The following is a 21,474-nucleotide window of genomic DNA, read 5'->3' on the forward strand; positions in this document are numbered from 1 at the left end:
CCACCTCATCGACCCATTCTATGCCGCGACGAACTGGAGATCGCGCCAGGCGGTGGCGTCGAGCGGCGGGTCACCCAGCGCGAAGTCGGCCCAGTTGTTCCAGTACGCGATCGCGTCCACGTCGGTCTGCTGACGCAGCCAGCCCACGTGGTCCCGGACCGCCTGCGCCCGGCCGGCGCCGGTGGTGTCGGCGGTGGTCCGGCTCAGCCCGTACTCGGGCACCAGCAGCCGGACGCCGGGACAGGCGGCGCGCACCCTGCCGAAGGCCACCCCGAACATCCGGGAGGCGGGCCAGTACGCGGCGGTGTCCCGCGAGAAGCAGTCCACGCCGTAGTGCGTCATGCCCGGATAGGCCCAGTCGGCCGGGTTGCCGCCGCCCTCGTCCAGCCAGTAGCGGGTGACGATCGGGCCGTGCCCGAGCACCCAGCGCCGGTTGGGGTGCCCGGCCACGAGCTGGGTCACCCGGCCCGCGGTGGCCCGGTACGTCGCCGGCGTCACGTCGCCCATCGGTTCGTGGTACCAGGTCAGGTAGATCGGCCGGCGCAGGCCGTCGAGCCAGCCCGCCAACTGCTCGACGTCGTCCTTCCAGGAGACGTGCATGACGGCCGACGGCGCGTCGACGAACTTGCCGGCGTCCAGCGCGGGCAGCTCCGGCAACGCGTCCGCGTCCGGGCCGTCGGTGCCGTAGTCACGCATGTAGCGGATGTCCGGGTAGTCGGCGACCACCTGCCGGGTCCGGGCCCCCTTCTCGGCGCTCATCCCGACCAGCATCGGCACCGTCAGCGTGAGGGTGCCGGCGCCGGTGCGGCCGGCGGCGTCCCGCGCCGTCGCGGTCACCGTGACCGGGCCCCGGCCGGCCAGGACGGTGACCGTGAAGCTGGTCGGGTCGGTCCCGCTCGGGGTGACCGTCACGCCGGGCGACGTGCTGGTGAGCTGGATGGTCAGCGGGACGCTCAGGTCCACCCGGACCGGAGCGTCCCAGGCGGCGCCGGTGGGGTCGCTGACCCGGCCGGCGACGGTGAGCAGCCGCGAGTCGGGGTGGTAGGCGTCGACCCGTACGGTGGTCGACTGCCCGGGCAGCAGGACGGTCCGGGTGGCGGTGACGGAACGGATCACGGGTGCAGCCATCGCGGTCTCCTTCGGTGGGCTCGTCTGCGCTCCGGCCGCACGTCCTCGGGTGGCCAGAATGGCTCTGACCTGCGCTTTCTTCAGCTTGCCCCGGTTCGGCGCGAATCGCCACGGGTGGGCGCAGATGGCGCGAAACCCGGCCTCCGGGCCGGCCGTCCGCCGCCCGCGGGAGCCGGGGGAGCGCGGATCAGGGAAGCGGTCGGGCGATGTCGCGGGCGTGGTCGGTCACGGCGGCGCCGACCACGGTGGCGGTCAGCGGCAGCACCTCCAGGCAGCGACGCACCGCGGCGGCCATCAGCGGGTTCGGCACCCGCATGGAGAGCGTGCAGTGCGGCACCCAGCGCCCCGGCCGGTAGTGCTCCACCACGTCGACGCCGGCCCGGGCCAGCCGTTCGTGCACCCCGGCGTGGTGGGCCAGCAGCTCCGCCGTGGGCGCCGGCCCGAGCCAGAGCACCCGTCCGACGAACTGGCCGGCGTGCTGGAACTCCAGGCGCAGCGGCGCGGCCACCACCGTCCCGGCGAGCGCTGCGGCCACCCGTTCCGGGTCGAGGCGGGGCGCGACGGCCAGCGAGACGTGCGGGCGGTGCCGCTGCGCCAGCAGCGACCGCATGCTCGGCACCCCCTCGGACTCCAGCAGGTCCCACAACACCCGGATCCGCCGGGAGGCGTCGGTGTCCAGATACAGCTCCAGCGCCGCGACCACCCGACCACCCTAGGCGGCGAGGTTTGCCGCCCCCGCTGGGCGGTACTGCCCCGGGGGACGGCACGAGACGGTGGGGGAGTGAGGCACACGTGGACGTGAACGATCTGCTGACCGAGGCGTACGGGCGACTGCCGGACCTGGTCGCCGGGGCCCTCGACGGGCTCGACCCGGAACAGCTGCGGCGGGCCCCGGCGGACGGGGCGAACCCGGTGGGCTGGCTCGTCTGGCACCTGACCCGGATCCAGGACCACCACGTCGCCGACCTGCTCGGCGAGCGGCAGCTCTGGGTCACCGGCGACTGGGCGGGCCGGTGCGGCCTGCGGCCGGATCCGGACGACACCGGCTACGGCCACGGGCCCGAGCAGATCGCCGCCGTGCGCCCGGAGAACGGTGACGTGCTGCTCGACTACCACCGGGCGGTGGTGGAGCGGAGCGTGGCGTACCTGCGCGGGCTGCGTCCGGCCGACCTGGACCGGGTCGTGGACGAGAACTGGGACCCGCCGGTCACGCTCGGCGTCCGGCTGGTGAGCGTGCTCGACGACGACCTCCAGCACGCCGGGCAGGCCGCCTACGTGCGCGGGCTCATCCGGCGGCGCTGACCACCGCCCGCGCGCGATCCAGCGCGGCCTGCCCGAGCAGGAAGCACGCCTGCGCCTCGGGTGAGGTGCCCGGGCCGGCGAAGTCCGGCGCGCCGCTGACGCCGGTCACCCGCCCGTACCGGTCCACCCGCCGGGCGGCGGCGGCCAGCAGCTCCGCGCCGGTGTCGAACCACGACGGCGGCAGCCAGCCGTCGGCCACCCCGGTCAACGCCGCGTAGCCGAGCAGTTGGGCGGTGTTCGCCTCGCGGAACGTGCCGGGGTCGTCGAGCACGTCGGGAAAGAGGCCGTCGTCGGTGCGGTACCGCAGGCAGGCGGTCAGCACCTCCGTGGCGTGCCCGGCCAGCTCGGCGCGCGTTCCCGCCGGCCAGCCCGACGCCAGGCGCAGCGCCCGGGCGATCCCGGCCACCACCCAGCCGTTGCCGGTGCCCCACGGCTGCGGGCGGTCCAGCTCGCCCCGGTCGGCGTCCCAGCGGGCCGCGTAGAGGCCGGTACGCGCGTCGTGCAGCCGGCGCCGGTGCCCCGTGACCTGGGCGGCGGCCAGCTCCGTCCGGCCGGTCAGCGCGAGCAGCGGCACCACCATGTAGATCGTGTCGGCCCACACCTGGCGGCCGTCGAGCAGGTGGAACAGCGTGCCGTCGGCGTCCCGGGGGGCCCGGCGCGTCAGCCAGTCGAGCTGGGCGTCCAGCGCGGCGGCGTACCTCGGATCGCCGGTGGTGATCGCGGCGTGCCGGACCACCTCGCCGCAGGCGGCGCCGTTCACCGCGCCCACCGACCCGGCCAGCTCACCGAGCCGGCCGTCGGGCCGTTGCCGGGTCACCGCGGCGTCCGCGACGAGCGTCGCCGCGTCGAGGCGGCCCAGGTCGAGCAACGCCTGCCCGGTGATCCCCTGCTCCCAGGACTCCCGCTGCATGGTCAGCAGCGCGAGCAGCACCCGGTCGGTGGCGTCAGTGGTCGTCGACATGGCCGTCCGGTACCCGGTCCGGCTACCGGTCTCACCCGGAGCGGGTGAGTTGGACTCACCCGGGCGGCGGGAACGCTGCGCCCACGGGCGGAGCCGCACGTCGGGCCGCCGCGACGACGCACGAGGGAGGACCGATGAGCACCTCCGCCGCGGAGCACCTGGCCCGGGAGGCGGCCGGCCGGCACCCCGAGCTGCCGGAGACCACGTCCGGCACGGTCCGCCTGGACCTGCGGGAGGGCGGCCGGACCGAACACTGGTACCTGAGCATCGACCGGCAGGACGTCCGGGTGGCCCGCTCGGCCGAGGAGGCGGAGCTGATCGTCCACGCCGACCGGGAGGTGTTCGACCGGATCGCCGCGGGCCGCCTGCACATCGCCGCGGCGCTCCTGAGCAACGCCATCACCGTGCAGGGCAACCTGAGACTGCTGATGACGTTGCGCCGGATCTTCCCCGGCCCGCCGGACGCCCGGCATCCCCGGGACGTGGCCGGCTCCCGCCACCGGCCGGCGGCCCGATGAAGCAGGAACTGGTCTCCGTCCTCACCGGCAACACGTTCGCCATGGGCGACGCGCAGGGCGACATGGAGGCCCACCCGTGCGCGCCGATCGGCCTGTTCTCCTTCGACACCCGGTTCCTGTCCCGCTGGGTGCTGACGGTCGACGGCGAGCGGTTGCAGTCGTTGTCCCGCGACGACCTGACCTACTTCGAGACCCGCTTCGTGCTGGTGCCCGGCGCCGCCAGTCACTACGTGGACGCGGACGTCTCGGTGATCCGTTACCGCTCGCTCGGGGAGACGTTCCACGAGCGGATCATGGTGCTGAACCACGCTGCCGAACCGGTCGACTTCGTCGTACGGATGGAGATCGCCAGCGACTTCGCCGACACCGCCGAGATCCGCCATCCCGCCCCGCGCCGGCCGGCGGCCACCGCCGACCCGGAGCACCGGGAGCTGCGGATCCGCTACCAGCGCGGACGGTTCACCCGGGAGACCCGCGTCTCCAGCACCGCCCCGGTCGAGGTCGACCAGCGGGGGATGACGTTCCGCATCCGGGTCGACCCGAACGGCGCGTGGCACACCGACCTGCACGTCCGAATGATCATTCAGGGCGCCGGGGAACGGGACCTGCGGGCCGACATCGAGGCGCACCGCAAGCGGGTCCGGCAGGGCATGCACGACGACCTGGACCGTTGGCGCGACCAGGCGCCGCAACTCGTCGCCGAACGCCAACCCCTGGCCGCCGCGTACCGGCAGGCGCTGACCGACCTGGCCGCGCTGCGGTACACCCCCCTGGCGTACGCCGAGCGGGTGCCGGTCGGCGGGCTGCCCTGGGCGATGACGCTGTACGGCCGCGACGCGCTGATCACCTGCCTGGAGACGCTGCCGTTCACGCCCGAACTGACGCCGCCGACGCTGCGGATGCTCGCGCTGTTGCAGGGCGGCCAGCTCGACGACTACCACGACGAGGAACCCGGCAAGATCCTCGGCGAGCTGCGGTACGGCGAGGCGGCCGCGTTCGACGAGGAGCCGACCGCGCTCTACTACGGGGCGGCCGACACCACGCCGCTCTTCGTCGTCCTGCTCGACGAGTACGAGCGCTGGAGCGGCGACGCGGACCTGGTCCGGCAACTGCGTCACCCGGCCCGGATGGCGCTGGACTGGCTGACCGAGTACGGCGACCCGTACGGCGACGGCTACCTGCGCTACCAGCCGCGCAACACGGTCAACGGGCTGGCCAACCAGACCTGGCGCAACTCGCCGGAGGCGATCGTCGACCGGCACGGCGTCGAGCCGCCGTTCCCGCGCGCCACCGCCGAACTCCAGGGGTACGCGTACGACGCGCGGATCCGGGGCGCCCGGTTGGCCCGGGAGTGCTGGAACGACCCGGAGTACGCCGAGCGGCTGGAGGCCGACGCGGCGCGGCTGCGGGAACGGTTCAACCGGGACTTCTGGCTCCCGCAGCGGGGCTACTACGCGCTGGCCCTCACCCCCGACGGGGAGCCGGTCGACGCGCTCACCTCCACCCTCGGGCACCTGCTCTGGAGCGGCATCGTGGAACCCGAGCGGGCCGACTCGCTCGCCGCCCACCTGTGCGGGCCGGACCTCTTCTCCGGCTGGGGCGTGCGCACGTACGCCGAGGGGCAGCGGCCGTACAACCCCGTCGGCGCGCACCTCGGCGCGGTCTGGCCGTCGGACAACGCGCTCGTCGCGGCCGGTCTGCGCCGCTACGGGTACGACGCGGAGGCCGCCCGGATCGCCGCCGGCGTGCTCGAGGTGGCGGAGACGCTCGGCGGGTCGGTGCCGGAGGTGATCGCCGGCTACCCGCGCCGGGTCACCAAGTACCCGGTGCAGCTCCCGGCCGCCGGCCGGCCGCAGTCGTGGGCCTCCGGCGGCCTGCTGATGCTGGTCGCGGTCATGCTGGGCTTGCGGCCGTGCGGGGACAACCTGCTGGTGGACCCCGCCATCCCGGCCGGCTACGGCCGGGTCGAGCTGCTCGACGTGCCGGGCCGGTGGGGGCGGGCCGACTCGTACGGCCGGGAACGGGACAGCGGCCGACGGTTGCGGGCCGGCACCCGGAACGCGGCCTGACCCGCTGTCAGCCGCCGCTGTCAGCCGGTGCCGCGGCCCGCCGGTGTCGTCGGCTCGGTGGCCGGGGACGGCGGCCCGCCCGCCGGCGCCGCCGGTGCCGCACCCGCCCGGGCGAGCAGCCGGTCGACGCCCACGAACAGGAGGCCCAGCAGCCAGAACACCGCGGCGAACCCGAGCGCGCTGAGCCCGACACCGTCGTAGCCGAGCTGCCCGGCGTCGAGGAACGGGTACGGGTAGCGGTGCACGACGAGCCCGCGCACCAGCGCGAACCCCAGGTACGCCAGCGGGAACACCAGCCACCAGGCCGCGTACCGGGGGCGCAGCCGGCCGCGCCTGTCGAACAGCGCCCAGTCGGCGATCGCGAGCAGCGGCACCACGGTGTGCAGGAGTTGGTTGCCCCACCACTCGCCCGGCTCACGGTGCGGCTGGGCCATCGCGAACGGGCTCGCCGGATTGGCCAGCACCAGGTGGTAGACCGTGCCGGTGATGGTGATGTAGAGCGTCACGGCGCCCTTGAGCACGCTCGGTGGCTCCGGCCGGTCGCGCGCCGCGCACCAGGCGGCGTAGCCGGCGAGGACACCGACCGCCACGTTGCTCTGGATGGTGAAGTACGGCAGCAGGCCGGTCACCGTGGCCGGGCCGAGCGCGGTGAGCACGATGCCGGCCACCACGCCGAGGACCACGGCCAGGCGGAGGAGGATCGCCGGTCGGCGACGCCGCGGGGTCACCGGGGCAAGTTACCAGCCGGTCGTCAACCGGCGCGCCGGCCGGTCGGGTCGGGTGCGGCGTCGTCAGGTGTCCGGTCGGCGCCGGAGCCGGGGCCGCCCGGTGTCCGCGCGGTGTCGGAGCCGGGGCCGCCCGGTGTCCGCGCGGTGTCGGCGGTGGGGCTGACCGGCGGTTCGGCGGTGGCGGGGGCGGTCGGTGGCCGTACGGTGCCGGCCGGAGGGCCGGACGGCACCGAGGTGGGAACGACACCGGTCGGTGGCCCGCCCGTCGGATGCTCCGCCGGCCCGCTCGGGTCACCCGGGGCCGGGGAGCCGGAGCCGCTCGGCGCACCGGTGCCGTCGAGCAGGGCGGCGCAGTAGCCGGCCACCCGGTCCGGGCCGCCGGCGGCGGCGACCAGCCCGGCGAAGGCCGGGGTGCCCAGCGCACGCCGTCGCTCGGTCCCGGCGACGGCCCGGTACGCGGCGCAGAGCCCGGCCGGGGCGGACGCATCGGGGGCGCCGACGGTGGGACCGGGGACCGGACGGCTCGGGCGGCCCGGGGGCGTGGACGCGGCCGTGGGTCGGGCGCCGGTGCTGGCGCCGACCGGTGGCGCCTCGTCGCGGGTGGTGCCGGGCAGGTTGCCGGTCACCGCGGCCAGCGCGACGCCACCGGTGAGCGACGCGGCAAGCGTGGCGACGGCGAGCTTGACGCCCAGCAGCCCGGCGAACCGGCGGGCCGGACGGCCGCCCGTGGCGGGGCGTCCCGCCGCCGGCCGTCGACCGGGGGTGCCGGCCGCCGGCCGCAGCTCCGGGATGCCGGCCGCCCGACCGATTGCCGGGACGCTCGCCCGGAACGCCGCGACGGCGGCGGTCTCGCCGTCGAGCTCCCCGGCGTCGGGCCCCGCCCGGACGGCGTCGAGGAACCTGACCAGCGCGGGGGGAGCGGTCTGCGCACCGTCGGCGGAGCCGGCGAGCAGTCGCTCGACGGTTTCCTGGTCCAGGCGGGATGCGTCCATCTCGTGACCATCAGCGCCGCCACCTGTGGGAGCGTCACACGCCGGACCCGGCGGGCGGCGTGAGACCGGTCACCCTCACCTGCGCCGCCGCCCCGCCTCGGGGACGGCTGGGGTGGTCAGCCCATGGTCTTCGCGCCGTCGATCGACTCGCGGATGATGTCGGCGTGGCCGGCGTGCTGGGCGATCTCGGCGATCAGGTGCAGCAGCACCCGACGGACCGTCCAGGCGGCGCCCGGCTCGAACCACGGCTCGTCGGGCAGCGGATGCGCGGCGTCCAGGTCGAGCGTGGTGACCAGCGCGTCCGTCGCGGCGGCCACCCGGTCGAACTCGGCGAGCAGCGCGACCAGGGTGTCGCCCTCGTCCATCCGGAACTGGCCGGCCCAGTCGACCGGCTCGCTCCGCATCGCCTCGGCGCCGCCCTCCGCGAAGCGCGCCCAGCTCCGCTCCGTGATCGCCACGTGCTTGACGATCCCGCCGAGGCACAGCTCGCTGGCCGTGCTGCGGCGCGCGGCCTGCGCGTCGTCGAGCCCGGCCACGGTCTGGCGCAGGAAGCCGCGGTGCCGGCGCAGGGCGGCGAGCAGATCGGCCCGCTCGCCGGTGGGCACCCGGTCGGTGACAGCCATGCCGTTCGTGACAGCCATGCCGTTCGTCCCTTCGATCGTTCCCGGGTCACGGTACGACCCGGCACCGACAACTCCGGCGATCCACACCGGAGCCTCCGGTTGCCGGTCCGTCCGGTTCGCGGTGAACTGAACGACATGGGTGTCATCAAGGTGGGCACGTCCTCGTGGGCCGATCAGATGCTGGTCCGTTCCGGCTGGTATCCGCGCGGGGCCAACACGCCCGCCGGCCGGCTGCGCTGGTACGCCGAGCACTTCAATCTGGTCGAGGTGGACACCTCGTACTACGCCGTGCCGGCGCCGGAGACCACGACGGCGTGGGCGGACGCCACCCCGCCCGGCTTCACCTTCGACGTCAAGGCGTTCCGGCTCTTCACCGGCCACCACACGCCTGTCGACGCGCTGCCGAAGGACCTGCGGCCGACCGGTGGCCCGAGCCGGATCCGGTGGCGCGACCTGTCCGCCGGGGCGTACGACCAGCTCTGGGAACGGTTCCACGCGGCGCTGGCGCCGCTCGCGGCGGCCGACCGGCTCGGCGCGGTGCTGTTGCAGTTCCCGCCGTGGCTGGCCCGCGGCGACGCGGCCCGGCGGCGGATCCTGGCCGCCGCCGGGCGGTGCCGGCCCTTTCCGGTCACCGTCGAGCTGCGCCACTCCTCCTGGTTCACCGAGGACGCCGTGGTCGACACCGTGACGTTCCTGCGCGAGCACGGCCTCGGATACGGCTGTGTGGACATGCCGCAGGGGCACGTCTCCTCGGTGCCGCCGATCCTGGTCGCCACCACCGACCTGGCGGTGGTCCGGTTCCACGGGCACAGCGACGCCTGGTCCAGCGGTGACAAGCAGGAGCGGTTCCGTTACGCCTACGGGGAGTCGGAGCTGCGGCACTGGTCCGTGCTGCTGCGCGAGCTGGCCGACCAGTGCGCCGAGCTGCACGTGCTGACCAACAACTGCTGCGGCGACCAGGCCCAACGGGACGCCGCCCGTCTCGCCGAGCTGCTCGGGGTGGTGCCCGCCGCCGTGCGGGCCTAGCGCCCCGACCGGCCCACCGCGCCCACCGGACCAACACGGGTTTTTCCGGCTGCCGCACGGGTACCGGCCAGGGACGACAGCGAGGGGGGCGAACAGATGGACGAACGGCGGGACGAGACGACCCCGGACGGCCGGGATCCCCGGGCGACCCGGGAGGCCGAGGAGGCGCACGGCGGCAGCATGGCCCCGGACCTGGTGGACGACACCGGGCGACCGGTGACCGGGTCGCCGGTGCCGGACAACGAACCGTCCGCGCCCGGCGCGCCGGGGGAGGACGGCACCGGCTCCTGACCGGGCACCGCGCGGCCGGCGACCCACCCCGATGTGGGTCGCCGGCCGCGCGGTGGGCTCAGCGGCCGGACGTGACCAACTGGCGGCCGGCCGCGCCCACGGCGGCCATCTTGCCGAGGTTCTTCGGCGCGGACATCAGCCCGCCGGCGCGGTCCAGCATGCCGCGGAACACCTGACCGGGCTTCTGCTGCTCGCTCATGTAGGCGGTCATCACGACGAGCGCGCCGGTCAGCGCCGGCACCGCCCACTGGAGCAGCTTCATCTGCCGCTGGCTGGCCGCGACGGTGGCCGGCGTGTGGTGGTTCGGTTCGGTGATCCCTTCGACGGGCGGCCCGCCCGCCTTCTCCAGTCGCATGCCGACCAGCCGGCTGTAGCCGGTCACCGCCAGCGCGCCGACGGTCAGCACGGTCTTCACCGCGCTGGCCTTCCCCACCCCGGACTGCCGGGCCATCCGCGGGGTCTCGGTGACCAGTTCACCGACCGCGCCGGCCAGGTGGGCGCCGATCGCCGCCGCGTTCACCGGGGTCCACCGCGCCCAGCCGGCCGAAGCCACCGGCAGTCGCTGAGTCGTGTCGTCGATTCGTGCCGCCGCGCCGTTGACGCCGAGCGCCCCCATCAGTGAGCCGCCGAACCAGGCCGCCAGGCCCAGGTCGTGCATCGAGCGCAACGCGGTGTGCCGTTCGGACATCTGATCCCCCTCCGCCGTGTTCGGGCGGTGCGGCATACCCGTCCTCGGCCGGCTCACGCCCCCGGGATTCGTCCCGGCAGCGCGCCGGCGAACGCGGCCACCCGGGCGGCCAGCGGCGCCGCCGCGCGGACCCAGGTGAAATGGTCCAGCGCGGCGCCCGCCTCGGCCACGGTGTAGCGGTGCCGGGTCACCGGCGCGCCGGTCAGCTTGGCGCAGAGGTGGTCCAGCGTCTCGTGCGGCGTGTACTGGTCGTCGTCGACGCTGACCGCGAGCACCGGCGTCCGGATCCGCCGCACGGCGGCCTCCGCGTCGACGCCGTCGAGCGCCGGGAACCGGCCGGTACGGGCGGTGTGCGCCCAGTCGCGGATCACGCCGCTCGCCTGCCGGCCGCCGAACCCCCAGCCGGGCCAGACCCCCAGCAGCCGGGCCACCGCCGCGATGCCCTGGGTGTACGGCAGCACGCCCCAGCCGCGTCGGCCCGGGTAGCGGCGCCACCACGGCAGGCCCACCGCCACCAGCGCCAGCCCGTCCACCCGGCCGGCGTCGTGCAGCGCCTGGTGCAGCACGGCCACCTGACCGCCGAGGGAGTGCCCGAGCAGCACCCGGACGCGGCCGTCCAGCCGGGGCTTGAGCGCGTCCAGCACCGCGCCGACGTCGGTGGCCAGCTCGGCGTAGCCGTACCGGCAGGTGCGCGCCGGCGCGGGGGTGCTCTCCCCGGTGCCGCGCAGGTCCGCCACGATCACCGCGAGCCCGGCGTCGCGCAGCGCGGCGGCGAACGGACGGTAGTAGCGCGCCCGGACGCCCATCGCCGGCCAGATCACCACCACCGGCGCGCCGGGTGGCCCGACCGGCTCCGGATAGACCTGGACGCCGAGCCGGGCGCCGTCGACGTCCACGTACTCCTGCGCGTACTCGCCACTCACCGGCCCAGCCTAGCTACCGGCGGGTAGTAAGCGGCGGGTGGACCCGTCGCGCCGACCCCGGCCGGTCAGCCCGGCAGCATCCCGGGGCCGAACACCTCGTAGGCGATCCGCCGGGCCGGCACGCCCCGGCGCAGCAGGTCACCCCGGACCAGGTTCATGAACGCGATCGGGCCGCACAGGTGGGCCGTGGCCCCGGCGGCGACCGGGATCCGGTCCGGCTCGACCAGGCCGGCGCGTACCTCCGCCTTCAGCGGGGGCAGCTCGGCGTCGGCGATGTCCTCGTACCAGAGGTGGACCGCCAGGTTCGGCAGCCGCTCCTGCATCGCGGGCAGTTCGTGCCGCAGCGCGTGGGCGGCGGCGGTGCGATCGGCGTGCACCACCGTCACCTCGCGGCGCGGGTCCCGCTCGGCCAGGTGCGCCAGCGCCGCCATCGCCGGGGTGAGCCCGATGCCGGCGCTGACCAGCAGCAGCGGCCCGCCGTCACCGGTCGCGTCGACCTCGCCGAACGCCGGGCTCAGCCGGAGCGTGTCGCCCACCGACACCCGGTCGTGCAGGTACCCGGAGACCAGGCCGTCCGGCGCGCCGGCCTGACCACGGACCCGTTTCACGGTGATCCGCCACTCGGCGGCGCCCGGTCGGCCGGAGAGGCTGTACTGCCGGATCTGCCGTCCCCGACCGTCGTCCAGGTCGACCGCGACGGAGACGTACCGGCCGGGCGTGAAGTCGGGGGCCGCGCCGCCGTCGGCCGGCGCGAGCGTGAACGAGACGACGTCGGCGGTCTCCCGGGCCCGGCCGGTCACCCGCCAGTCCCGCCACACCGGGCCGCCCTCCGGCACGCCGGCGCCGGCGTACAGTCGCGCCTCCCGGGCGATCAGTTCGCAGGCGAGCAGCCAGTAGACCTCGTCCCAGGCGGCGGCGACCGCCGGCGTGACGGCGTCGCCGAGCACCTCGGCGACCGCGGCGAGCAGATGCCGGCCGACGATCGGGTACTGGGTGCCGGTGATGCCGAGCGAGGCGTGTTTGTGCGCGATCCGGTCCAGGACCGGCCCCCACGGCAGGCCGGCGGCGTCCCCGGTCAGGTGCCCGGCGTACGCGACCACCGCCGCGGCGAGCGCGGCCTTCTGCTGGCCGGTCGCCTGGTTGCCCCGGTTGAACAGGTCGAGCAGCTCCGGGTGGGCGTCGAACATCCGCCGGTAGAACCGGCCGGTGATCGCCTCGCCGTGGGCCCGGACGGCGGGCAGGGTCGCGGTCACCACGGCGGCGGAGGATTCCGAGAGCACGGCGTGTCTCCTTCTGGCGTCGAACGGGGTCGCCCACCACGAAACAGGAGTCGGAGATTCCTCTTCAGGGTCCAAGGTCCCGGAACGGGCGTGGCGCGGATCACCGTCGCTGGGCCCGTGTCGCCTACGGCGTCCAGTGACTACTGTCGTGGTGTGAGGCTCAACCGGTCGACCGACATGGCGCTGCGGATCGCCATGCTGACCGCGGCGTCCCCGGTCCGGGCCACGGTGGACGAGTTGGCCACCCGGCTCGCCCTGCCCCGCAGCCACGTGGCCAAGGTGGTGCAACGGCTGCAACGGCTCGGCGTCCTGGTCACCATCCGGGGCCGCTCCGGCGGGGTGGCCTTCGCCGAGCACGCCGGCGACGTGACCGTCGCCGCGGTGGTGCGCGCCTTCGAGGGCGACGACGAGGTGGTCAACTGCGCCGAACCGGCCTGCCCGCTGGTCACCGGCTGCCGGCTGCGCGGCGAGCTGCGCCGGGCCCAGGCCGCGTTCCTCGCCGTGCTCGACGGCGTACGCCTCGGCGACCTGGTCGACGGCCCGGCCGGCCCGCTCCTGCTCAGCCTCGGCGCCCGGCCGGCCATCCCCTGATGGGCGTCTCGCACCCGGTCTTCGCCCGGCTCTTCGCCCGGGCCAGCGTCGCGATGGACGCCGCCGGCGCCGCCACGCACCGGGGCCGCCTGGTCACCGGGCTGCACGGCCGGGTGGTCGAGGTCGGCGCCGGCAACGGACGCAACCTGCCGCACTACCCGCCGACCGTGATCCGGGTGCTCGCCGTGGAGCCGGAACCCCGGCTGCGCGCCCTCGCCCGGGCCGCCGCGGCCACCGCCCCGGTCCCGGTGACGGTCGCCGCCGGCGTGGCCGAGGCGCTCCCGGTCGCCGACGGCGCCGCCGACGCGGTGGTGCTGTCGCTGGTGCTCTGCTCGGTGCCCGACCAGGCGGTGGCGCTGCGCGAGGCGCGCCGGGTGCTCCGACCCGGCGGCGAGCTGCGCTTCTACGAGCACGTGGTCGCGTCGACACCGGGCCTGCGCCGGGCCCAGCGTCTCGCCGACGCGACGCTCTGGCCGCTGCTCTGCGCCGGCTGCCACACCGCCCGCGACACCGTGGGCGCGATCCGGGCCGCCGGCTTCACCGTGACCGCGCTGGACCGGTTCCGTTTCCCCGCCTCGGGGATCCCGGCGCCCGCCTCGCCGCACGTGCTCGGCACCGCGACCCGCACCTGAGCGTCCGCGCGCCCACGCGCGGGGACGCCGGCCGGTGACTGCCGGCCGGCGTCCCCAGCGCCCGCTGGTCGGGTGACGTCAGCTCACGCTGATCGTGCCGTCCGGGGCGCGGACGCAGGACACGGCGCGGGCGCCGGTCACCGCCGCTCCGCTCAGGCAGCGGCCGAGCACCTGGTGGCCGGCGGCGCTCGGGTGCCACGACTCCTGGCAGGTCTGGAAGTAGGTGCCGCAGGCGTTCGCGATCCGCTGGATGTCCAGCTTGTCGTAGCCGGAGAGGCTGGTCACGAAGGTGCCGCTCGGGCCGTCCATCAGCCGGATCGGGGTGGCCAGCGCGTTGGCCGGGCTGCCCGCCGACTCGCAGAGCCGGGCGCCGTCGAACGCCCGCTGCACGTTCAGGTAGACCAGGTCGTCGGCCGGGAACTCGGCGGCCAGCGTGCCGCGAACGGAGCTGACCAGCGTGCCGAGGCCCTGGGAGAAGCGCTGGCCCGGGGCCAGGCTGGCGCGGTGGATGGGGCAGCCGGCCGCGTACCGCTCCGCGCCCAGCGCGCGGAACTTGTCCCGGGTGTCGTCCCGGCTGTCCTCGCTCCAGTAGCTCTGGTCCAGCTCGTACGGCAGCGGGTTGGTGTAGTCCTGGAACACCACCCGGTGCTGGCCGTCCGCGTCGACCTCGTCGAGCGTGGTGAGCAGTTGCCGCAGCGCCGCCGTGGTCTCCGCGGTGGCGGCCGAGAACTGCGCGGCGGTGCCCAGGTCGGCGTCGGTGCACGGCTTCTGCTCCACCGGCCCGCCCAGGTACGCCCAGAACTCCCACCAGCCCGTCCACGCGTCCGCGATGAACCGGTTGGCGCACTTCTCCGCCACGCTGCCGAACGTGAAGGAGCTGTTGTTCGAGCCGAGCCCGACGAGCACCAGGTCGATGTCGTGGGTCCGGGCCACCGAGCGGAGCTGGTCGAGCTGGGCGGCCACCTGCCGGCCCTTGGCCCGGCTGGCCGAGGCGTTGGCGATGTCGTACGGCTGCCCGCCCGAGCAGGCCAGGTTGAACCGCGCGGCGATGCCCGGCAGGTCGGCCCGGAACAGCGAGGCGTTCGGTGAGCGGTGGCAGAAGTAGGCGTTGGCGTTCGCCGCCGACCATCCGGGGAAGCCCTGCGCGACGCCGTTGACGTCGACCACCGGGGCGTACCCGCCGGCGCCCTCGCCACTGATGAAGCTGTCACCCAACGCCACCGCGGCGGTGGGCAGCGCCGCGGCGGCGGGCGCGGCGGGCGCCACGGCGGCCGGCAGCGCTGCCGTGGCGAGCGCCAGCGCCGCCACGAGCACGGAACGACGGAACACGGACATGCCCCACCTCACCCTCACACATAGAAACGTGAAAGATCCTCTGAGGTGGCGATCACATCACGGGCGTGTGACGGGCGTCAATGCCCGGACACGTGGTCACGACCGGTGTTAACAATCCGCCCGCGAGCGACCGGGAAGACGAGCGGCGGCCCGGTCGTTGTCGGGCACGGACGCCTTTCCGTCGTCGTCGGACACCGCCGCCGGGGGTGGCCCGCAGGTCGACCGGGCAACACCGCACCCGGGTGCATCGGACCTGTCGGAGCGCCGGGCTAGGCTCGCTGCGGCGCGCCGCGCCCGGCGATCGCCGTGGGGACCGCTCACGGTGAACGGCACCACACCGCCGAGACCTGGGAGTACGACCAGTTGACCGCACAGCCTGAGATGCTCTACGGGGCCGACGACCTGACCCACCTGGAGGGCCTCGACGCCGTCCGCAAGCGCCCCGGCATGTACATCGGCTCCACCGACAGCCGTGGCGTGGGTCACCTCGTCAACGAGATCCTCGACAACTCCACCGACGAGGGTGTCGCGGGTCACGCCACCGCCGTCGACGTGATCCTGCACGCCGACGGCTCGGTCCAGGTCGACGACGACGGCCGCGGCATCCCCACCGACGTGCACGCCAAGTCCGGCATCTCCGGCGTCGAGCTGGTGCTCACCCGGCTGCACGCCGGAGGCAAGTTCGGCGGCTCCGGCTACAAGACCTCCGGCGGCCTGCACGGCGTCGGCGCCTCCGCCGTCAACGCGCTCTCCCGCCGCTTCGACGTCACGGTCCGCCGCGCCGGCAAGGTGCACGCCATGTCGTTCCGCCACGGCGTACCCGGGATCTTCGACGGCGACGGCCCGGACGCGCCGTTCACCCCCGGTCCCGGTCTCCAGGTCGTCGGCGCCGTGAAGCGCGGCCAGCGCACCGGCACCTCGATCCGCTGGTGGCACGACCCGCGCTACTTCGAGACCGGCGCCACGCTGGACACCGAGGCGGTCCGGCTCAAGCTGCGCAACACCGCCTTCCTGGTCCCCGGGGTGGCCTACCGGCTGCGCGACGAGACCGGCGAGCAGGCCGTCGAGGAGCGCTTCCACTACCCCGACGGCCTGACCGACATGGTGGAGTTCCTCGCGCCGGCCGGTGACCGCCCGGTCTCCGGCACGCTGCTGGTCACCGGCGAGGGCACCTACCGCGAGAACGCCGCCGACGCCAACGGCGTCATGCAGTCCAACGTGCAGCGTCGCGCCGAGGTCGAGATCGCGTTCCGCTGGGGCACCGGCTACGACCGCACCGTCGAGTGCTTCACCAACACCATCCGCAACGCCCACGGCGGCACCCACCGCAAGGGCTTCGAGCGCGCGCTGGCCCGCACCCTCGCCGAGGCCGCCCGCACCACCCGGGGCCTGCTCAAGCCCAAGGAGGACGCGCCCACCCTGGACGACGTCCTGGAGGGCATGACCGCGGTGGTGCACGTGCGGATCCCGGAGCCGCAGTTCACCTCGCAGACCAAGGACGAGCTCTCCACCGCCGGCATCACCAAGGTGCTCCAGGGTCTGGTCGAGGCGCACCTCAAGAGCTGGCTGGACGACCGCCGCACCAAGGCCGAGGCCCGCACGGTGCTCCAGAAGATCGTCGACGCGGCCCGGGTCCGGCTCACCCAGAAGCAGCAGAAGGACGCCGCCCGCCGCAAGACCGCGCTGGAGGGCGCGGCCATGCCGGCCAAGCTGGTCGACTGCCGCGCGTCAGGCATCGACAGAAGCGAATTATTTATCGTGGAGGGGGACAGCGCCCTCGGGACAGGGCGCCTCGCCCGATCCTCCGAATACCAGGCCCTGCTGCCCATCCGCGGCAAGATCCTCAACGTGCAGAAGGCCAACCTCCAGCAGGTGCTGGACAATGCCGAGTGCGCGGCGATCGTGCAGGTGCTGGGCGCTGGCTCCGGGCGGACGTTCGACCTGTCCACGCTGCGCTACGGCCGCGTGCTGATCATGGCGGACGCGGACGTCGACGGCGCGCACATCCGGACGCTGCTGATCACGCTCTTCGCCCGCTACATGCGACCGCTGATCGAGGCCGGCCGGCTCTACGCCGCGATGCCGCCCCTGCACAAGATCACCACCAGGGGGCGTAACCCGCAGACCGTCTACACCTACACCCAGGCCGAGATGGAGGCGACGGTCCGCAAGCTGGAGAAGGCCGGCAAGCAGATCGTCACCCCGATCCCGCGCTTCAAGGGCCTCGGTGAGATGGACGCCGACGAGCTGTGGGAGACCACCATGAACCCGGCCACCCGGGCGGTCCGCCGGATCACGCTCGACGACGTCGACGCCGCCGAGCGGATCCTCGAACTGCTCATGGGGGAGAAGGTCGAGCCCCGCCGCAACTGGCTCATCGACTCCGCCGACCGCGTCGACCGCGACGCCATCGACGCCTGACCACCGCGTTCGTTTCGGAAGGAAGCTGCACCATGGCACGCCGCAAGGACGACCGCGCGAAGGCCGATCTCTCCGCCTTCGACCAGGCCGGCGCCCGGGTCTTCGACAACCCGCTGGTCACCGAGGTTTCCGACTCCTACCTGGAGTACGCGTTCTCGGTCATCCACTCCCGCGCCCTGCCGGACGCCCGGGACGGGCTCAAGCCCGTGCACCGGCGCATCCTGTGGTCGATGCACGAGTCGGGGTTCCGGCCGGACCGGTCACACGTCAAGTCGGCCCGCGTGGTCGGCGACGTGATGGGTCGCTACCACCCGCACGGCGACACCGCGATCTACGACGCGCTGGTCCGGCTCGCCCAGGACTTCTCGCTCAACACGCCGCTCATCGACGGGCATGGAAATTTTGGAAGCCCGGACGACGGACCGGCGGCGGCGAGATACACCGAATGTCGCATCTCTCGCCCGGCCATGCTGCTCGTCGGTGAGCTGGGTGAGGACACCGTCGACGTCGAGCCCAACTACGACGGCTCGCTGACCCAGCCCACCGTGCTGCCGGCCGCCTTCCCGAACCTGCTGGTCAACGGCGCGTCCGGGATCGCGGTCGGGATGGCGACCAACATGATCCCGCACAACCTCGGCGAGGTGGTCCAGGCCGCCCGCTGGCTGATCAACCACCCGGACGCCACGCTCGACAAGCTCATGGAGTTCGTGCCCGGCCCCGACCTGCCCACCGGCGGGCTGCTGCTCGGCCTGGACGAGGTGCGCCGGGCGTACGAGACCGGGCGCGGCGTGGTGCGGATGCGTGGCCGGGTGGAGATCGGCCCGCTGGAGGGCAGCCGGGGCCGGCAGGCCATCACCGTCACCGAACTGCCGTACGGCGTCGGCGCCGAGAAGGTCATCGCGGCCATCACCAACGAGGTCAACAAGACCAAGCGGCTGACCGGCATCGCCGACGTCAAGGACCTCACCGACCGGGAGAACGGCACCCGCCTGGTGGTCGAGTGCAAGGTCGGCGTCAACCCGCAGGCGCTGCTGGCCGACCTCTACCGGCTGACCCCGCTGGAGCAGTCCTTCGGCGTGAACAACCTGGTGCTGGTGGACGGCCAGCCGCGCACGCTCGGGCTCAAGGAGCTGCTGGAGGTGTTCCTGTCCCACCGCTACGAGGTGGTGACCCGGCGCACCGCGTACCGCAAGCGCAAGCGGGAGGAGCGGCTGCACCTGGTCGACGGGCTGCTGATCGCGCTGCTCGACATCGACAAGGTCGTGAAGCTGATCCGGGCCAGCGAGGACGCCCAGGCCGCCAAGGACGGCCTGATGCAGAAGTTCAAGCTCTCCGAGATCCAGGCCAGCTACATCCTGGACACCCCGCTGCGTCGGCTGACGAGGTACGACCGGCTGGAGCTGGAGGCCGAGCAGGAGAAGCTGCGCGGGGAGATCGCCGAGCTGTCGACGATCCTGGACGATGAGAAGGTGCTGCGGAAGCTGGTCTCCGACGAGCTGGCCGCGGTGGTGAAGCAGTTCGGCGTGCAGCGGCGCACCACGCTCGTCGACGGCGACCTCAAGGAGGTCCTCGCCGCCTCGGTGCCGGCCGGCCCGCTGGAGGTCGCCGACGACCCGTGCCAGGTGATCCTCTCCGCGACCGGGCTGGTCGCCCGCACCGCGGCCGAGTCGGAGGAGGCGGCCGAGGCGCGTCGCCGCAGCGGCCGGGTCAAGCACGACGCGGTACGCGCGGTGGTGCACTCCACCGCCCGGGGGCGGGTGCTGCTGGTCACCAGCGCCGGCCGGGCGTTCAAGATCGACGTCCTGCCGTTGCCGGTGCTGCCGGAGCAGTCCGGCACGGTGTCGCTGCGCGGCGGCATGTCGGCCGCCGAGCTGGCGCCGTTGGCGCCGGGGGAGACCGTGGTCGGGTTGGCGCCGCTGGGCCCGTCCGCCGAGGGGTCGCCCGGTCTGGCGCTGGGCACCCGGCAGGGCGTGGTGAAGGTGTGTGCGCCCGACTGGCCGGTCCGCTCGGACGAGTTCGAGGTGATCTCGTTGCGGGAGGGCGACGAGGTGGTCGGCGCGTCCTGGCTGACCGACGGCACCGAGGCGTTGGCGTTCGTCTCCTCGGAGGCGTCGTTGCTGCGCTTCCCGGCGTCCCTGGTCCGTCCGCAGGGCGTCAAGGGCGGCGGGATGGCCGGCATCAACCTCCCGGCGGGGGCGCGGGTGGTCTTCTTCGGCGCGGTCCGCACCGACGACCCGCGGCACGGCGAGCCGATGGTGGTCACCTCGACGGGCGCCACGGTCAAGGTGACGCCGATGACGGCGTACCCGGCGAAGGGCCGGGCGACCGGCGGCGTGCGCGCGCAGCGGCTCCTCAAGGGCGAGGTGGAGCTGTCGGTGGCCTGGATCGGCCCACGGCCGGTGGGCGCGACGGCCAACGGTGACCCGGTGGACCTGCCCCCGGCCGACCCGCGCCGCGACGGTTCCGGCTTCGCCGTGATGCTGGGCCCCACCGTCATCGGCCACCACATCGACCGCGACTGACCCACCCCCACCCACCCCCCACCCCGCCCGGCGCGCGCTGATTCACGGAAAGAGTGGCTATTCCGCCCCGGACAGCCACTCTTTCCGTGAAAGAGGACCCGGGGTGAGGGTCAGGGGGTGGTGCCGCGCAGGCGGGCGATCAGGCGCATGCCGTGGTAGATCGCCAGGGCGGCGGCGGTGCCCAGCGCGATGCCGTTGAAGGAGAGGTCACCGGCGGTCAGCGTGTAGTTGGCGGCGCCGACGATCACCGCGACCGCGGCCGTGAACAGGTTGACCGGGTCGTGGAAGTCGACCCGGTTCTCGATCCAGATGCGGGCGCCGAGCACCGCGATCAGGCCGTACAACGCGGTGGTGGCGCCGCCGAGCACACCGGCCGGCACGGTGAGGATCAGCGCGCCGAACTTCGGGCAGAGCCCGAGCAGGATCGCCGTGCCGCCGGCCACCCAGTACGCGGCGGTGGAGTAGACGCGGGTCGCGGCCATGACGCCGATGTTCTCCGCGTACGTGGTGGTGCCGGAACCGCCGCCGGCGCCGGCCAGCACGGTGGCGACGCCGTCGCCGAGGAACGCGCGGCCCATGTGCCGGTCGAGGTTGCGGCCGGTCATCGCCGCGACCGCCTTGACGTGCCCGGCGTTCTCCGCGATCAGCACCAGGATGACCGGGATGACCAGCACGACGGCGCGCAGGCTGAAGCTGGGCGTGTGGAACTCCGGCAGCCCCACCCAGGCGGCCTGCCGCAGCCCGGTGACCGCCTGCTGGTCGAGCTGGCCGGTCAGCGCCGCGACCAGCCAGCCGACCACCACGCCGAGCAGGATCGACAGCCGGGCCAGGAAACCGCGGAACAGCACGGTGGCGACCAGGATCGCCAGCAGCGTGACCACGGCGATCAGCGGTTGCGCCTTGACGCCGGTGCCGGCGCCGCCGCCGTCCCAGGCGACCGGCGCGAGGTTGAGCCCGATCAGCGCGACGATCGCGCCGGTGACCACCGGCGGCATCAGGGCGTCGATCCACCGGGCGCCGGCCACGTGCACCACGACGCCGACCAGCGCCAGCGCGGCACCCGCGACCACGATGCCGCCGAGGGCCGCGCCGATGCCGCCGTCGGTCTTGGCGGCGATCACCGGGGCGATGAACGCGAACGACGAACCGAGGTACGACGGCAGCCGGTTACCGGTGATCAGCAGGAACAGCAGCGTGCCCAGGCCGGAGAAGAACAGCGTGGTGGCCGGCGGGAAGCCGGTGATCAGTGGCACGGTGAAGGTGGCGCCGAACATGGCGACCACGTGCTGCACGCCCACCCCGACGGTGCGCGGCCAGGAGAGCCGTTCGTCGGGATGGACCACGTCGCCGGGGCGTACCGACCGGCCGTCGCCGTGCACGGCCCACGTGGGGAACTGGGTCATCGCCTCGCCCTTTGTCTCGGGTGACGGGGGCGTGATCGACC

At 74.3% G+C, this 21,474-nt stretch carries 20 protein-coding genes; 9 read left to right on the forward strand and 11 right to left on the reverse strand.

Going from position 1 to position 21,474, the window contains the following annotated elements; all coding sequences use genetic code 11:
* Positions 1–18: 18 nt before the first annotated feature.
* Both OG767_RS11495 and OG767_RS11500 read right to left on the reverse strand, forming a co-directional pair.
* On the reverse strand, positions 19–1,128 hold the full coding sequence (locus tag OG767_RS11495) for a hypothetical protein (RefSeq protein WP_405093391.1): 1,110 nt from the start codon (positions 1,126–1,128) through the stop codon (positions 19–21).
* A 187-nt stretch (positions 1,129–1,315) separates the two neighbouring features.
* The gene (locus OG767_RS11500; RefSeq protein ID WP_405093392.1) at positions 1,316–1,831 is read right to left on the reverse strand and encodes a 2'-5' RNA ligase family protein; all 516 of its coding nucleotides are present in this window, start codon (positions 1,829–1,831) and stop codon (positions 1,316–1,318) included.
* A gap of 89 nt (positions 1,832–1,920) precedes the next feature.
* On the opposite strand from OG767_RS11500, the gene OG767_RS11505 reads away from it, so the two are divergent.
* Complete coding sequence (locus OG767_RS11505) at positions 1,921–2,430, forward strand: DinB family protein (protein ID WP_405093393.1); 510 nt, start codon at positions 1,921–1,923, stop codon at positions 2,428–2,430.
* Here OG767_RS11505 and OG767_RS11510 read toward each other — a convergent pair.
* Positions 2,414–3,391, reverse strand: coding sequence for a glycoside hydrolase family 88 protein (locus OG767_RS11510; RefSeq protein WP_405093394.1), 978 nt, complete (start codon positions 3,389–3,391; stop codon positions 2,414–2,416). The genes OG767_RS11505 and OG767_RS11510 overlap by 17 nt on opposite strands.
* A gap of 134 nt (positions 3,392–3,525) precedes the next feature.
* On the opposite strand from OG767_RS11510, the gene OG767_RS11515 reads away from it, so the two are divergent.
* Both OG767_RS11515 and OG767_RS11520 read left to right on the forward strand, forming a co-directional pair.
* Positions 3,526–3,909 (forward strand): SCP2 sterol-binding domain-containing protein, encoded by a 384-nt coding sequence (locus OG767_RS11515; protein WP_405093395.1) that lies wholly within the window; start codon positions 3,526–3,528, stop codon positions 3,907–3,909.
* Positions 3,906–5,978: a glycogen debranching N-terminal domain-containing protein gene (locus OG767_RS11520; RefSeq protein WP_405093396.1), complete on the forward strand. Its 2,073-nt coding sequence runs from the start codon at positions 3,906–3,908 to the stop codon at positions 5,976–5,978. The genes OG767_RS11515 and OG767_RS11520 overlap by 4 nt, the downstream gene beginning before the upstream one ends.
* 20 nt (positions 5,979–5,998) lie before the next feature.
* Here OG767_RS11520 and OG767_RS11525 read toward each other — a convergent pair whose 3' ends face one another.
* The 3 genes from OG767_RS11525 to OG767_RS11535 form a co-directional block, all read right to left on the reverse strand.
* Positions 5,999–6,706, reverse strand: a complete 708-nt coding sequence (locus OG767_RS11525; protein WP_405093397.1) for a Pr6Pr family membrane protein — start codon at positions 6,704–6,706, stop codon at positions 5,999–6,001.
* Between the two features lie 23 nt (positions 6,707–6,729).
* Positions 6,730–7,698 carry a hypothetical protein gene (locus OG767_RS11530; protein ID WP_405093398.1) on the reverse strand — a complete coding sequence of 323 codons (969 nt, stop codon included), beginning with the start codon at positions 7,696–7,698 and terminating at the stop codon, positions 6,730–6,732.
* A gap of 116 nt (positions 7,699–7,814) precedes the next feature.
* Entirely contained in the window at positions 7,815–8,339 is a 525-nt protein-coding gene (locus OG767_RS11535; protein WP_405093399.1) for a DinB family protein, read from the reverse strand.
* Positions 8,340–8,456: 117 nt separating this feature from the next.
* On the opposite strand from OG767_RS11535, the gene OG767_RS11540 reads away from it, so the two are divergent.
* Complete coding sequence (locus OG767_RS11540) at positions 8,457–9,347, forward strand: DUF72 domain-containing protein (protein WP_405093400.1); 891 nt, start codon at positions 8,457–8,459, stop codon at positions 9,345–9,347.
* A gap of 96 nt (positions 9,348–9,443) precedes the next feature.
* Positions 9,444–9,638, forward strand: coding sequence for a GTPase activator (locus OG767_RS11545; protein ID WP_405093401.1), 195 nt, complete (start codon positions 9,444–9,446; stop codon positions 9,636–9,638).
* A 58-nt stretch (positions 9,639–9,696) separates the two neighbouring features.
* On the opposite strand, the gene OG767_RS11550 is transcribed toward OG767_RS11545, so the two are convergent.
* The 3 genes from OG767_RS11550 to OG767_RS11560 form a co-directional block, all read right to left on the reverse strand.
* Complete coding sequence (locus OG767_RS11550) at positions 9,697–10,326, reverse strand: hypothetical protein (RefSeq protein ID WP_405093402.1); 630 nt, start codon at positions 10,324–10,326, stop codon at positions 9,697–9,699.
* Positions 10,327–10,379: 53 nt separating this feature from the next.
* Complete coding sequence (locus OG767_RS11555) at positions 10,380–11,249, reverse strand: alpha/beta fold hydrolase (RefSeq protein WP_405093403.1); 870 nt, start codon at positions 11,247–11,249, stop codon at positions 10,380–10,382.
* Between the two features lie 65 nt (positions 11,250–11,314).
* Positions 11,315–12,529, reverse strand: a complete 1,215-nt coding sequence (locus OG767_RS11560; protein WP_405093404.1) for a globin domain-containing protein — start codon at positions 12,527–12,529, stop codon at positions 11,315–11,317.
* Between the two features lie 153 nt (positions 12,530–12,682).
* On the opposite strand from OG767_RS11560, the gene OG767_RS11565 reads away from it, so the two are divergent.
* Both OG767_RS11565 and OG767_RS11570 read left to right on the forward strand, forming a co-directional pair.
* On the forward strand, positions 12,683–13,120 hold the full coding sequence (locus OG767_RS11565) for an RrF2 family transcriptional regulator (protein WP_405093405.1): 438 nt from the start codon (positions 12,683–12,685) through the stop codon (positions 13,118–13,120).
* A complete protein-coding gene (locus OG767_RS11570) occupies positions 13,120–13,752 on the forward strand; it encodes a class I SAM-dependent methyltransferase (protein ID WP_405093406.1) in 633 nt (210 codons plus the stop codon). Before OG767_RS11565 ends, OG767_RS11570 begins: the two co-directional genes overlap by 1 nt.
* A gap of 78 nt (positions 13,753–13,830) precedes the next feature.
* On the opposite strand, the gene OG767_RS11575 is transcribed toward OG767_RS11570, so the two are convergent.
* The gene (locus OG767_RS11575) at positions 13,831–15,087 is read right to left on the reverse strand and encodes a hypothetical protein (protein ID WP_405093407.1); all 1,257 of its coding nucleotides are present in this window, start codon (positions 15,085–15,087) and stop codon (positions 13,831–13,833) included.
* 381 nt (positions 15,088–15,468) lie between these two features.
* On the opposite strand from OG767_RS11575, the gene OG767_RS11580 reads away from it, so the two are divergent.
* Complete coding sequence (locus tag OG767_RS11580; RefSeq protein ID WP_405094195.1) at positions 15,469–17,508, forward strand: type IIA DNA topoisomerase subunit B; 2,040 nt, start codon at positions 15,469–15,471, stop codon at positions 17,506–17,508.
* A 32-nt stretch (positions 17,509–17,540) separates the two neighbouring features.
* Positions 17,541–20,030 carry a DNA topoisomerase (ATP-hydrolyzing) subunit A gene (locus OG767_RS11585; RefSeq protein WP_405093408.1) on the forward strand — a complete coding sequence of 830 codons (2,490 nt, stop codon included), beginning with the start codon at positions 17,541–17,543 and terminating at the stop codon, positions 20,028–20,030.
* A gap of 110 nt (positions 20,031–20,140) precedes the next feature.
* Here OG767_RS11585 and OG767_RS11590 read toward each other — a convergent pair whose 3' ends face one another.
* Positions 20,141–21,433, reverse strand: a complete 1,293-nt coding sequence (locus tag OG767_RS11590; RefSeq protein ID WP_405093409.1) for a uracil-xanthine permease family protein — start codon at positions 21,431–21,433, stop codon at positions 20,141–20,143.
* Positions 21,434–21,474: the final 41 nt, after the last annotated feature.

This window comes from Micromonospora sp. NBC_01392 (assembly GCF_045040125.1).
Classification (GTDB): Bacteria; Actinomycetota; Actinomycetes; order Mycobacteriales; family Micromonosporaceae; genus Micromonospora.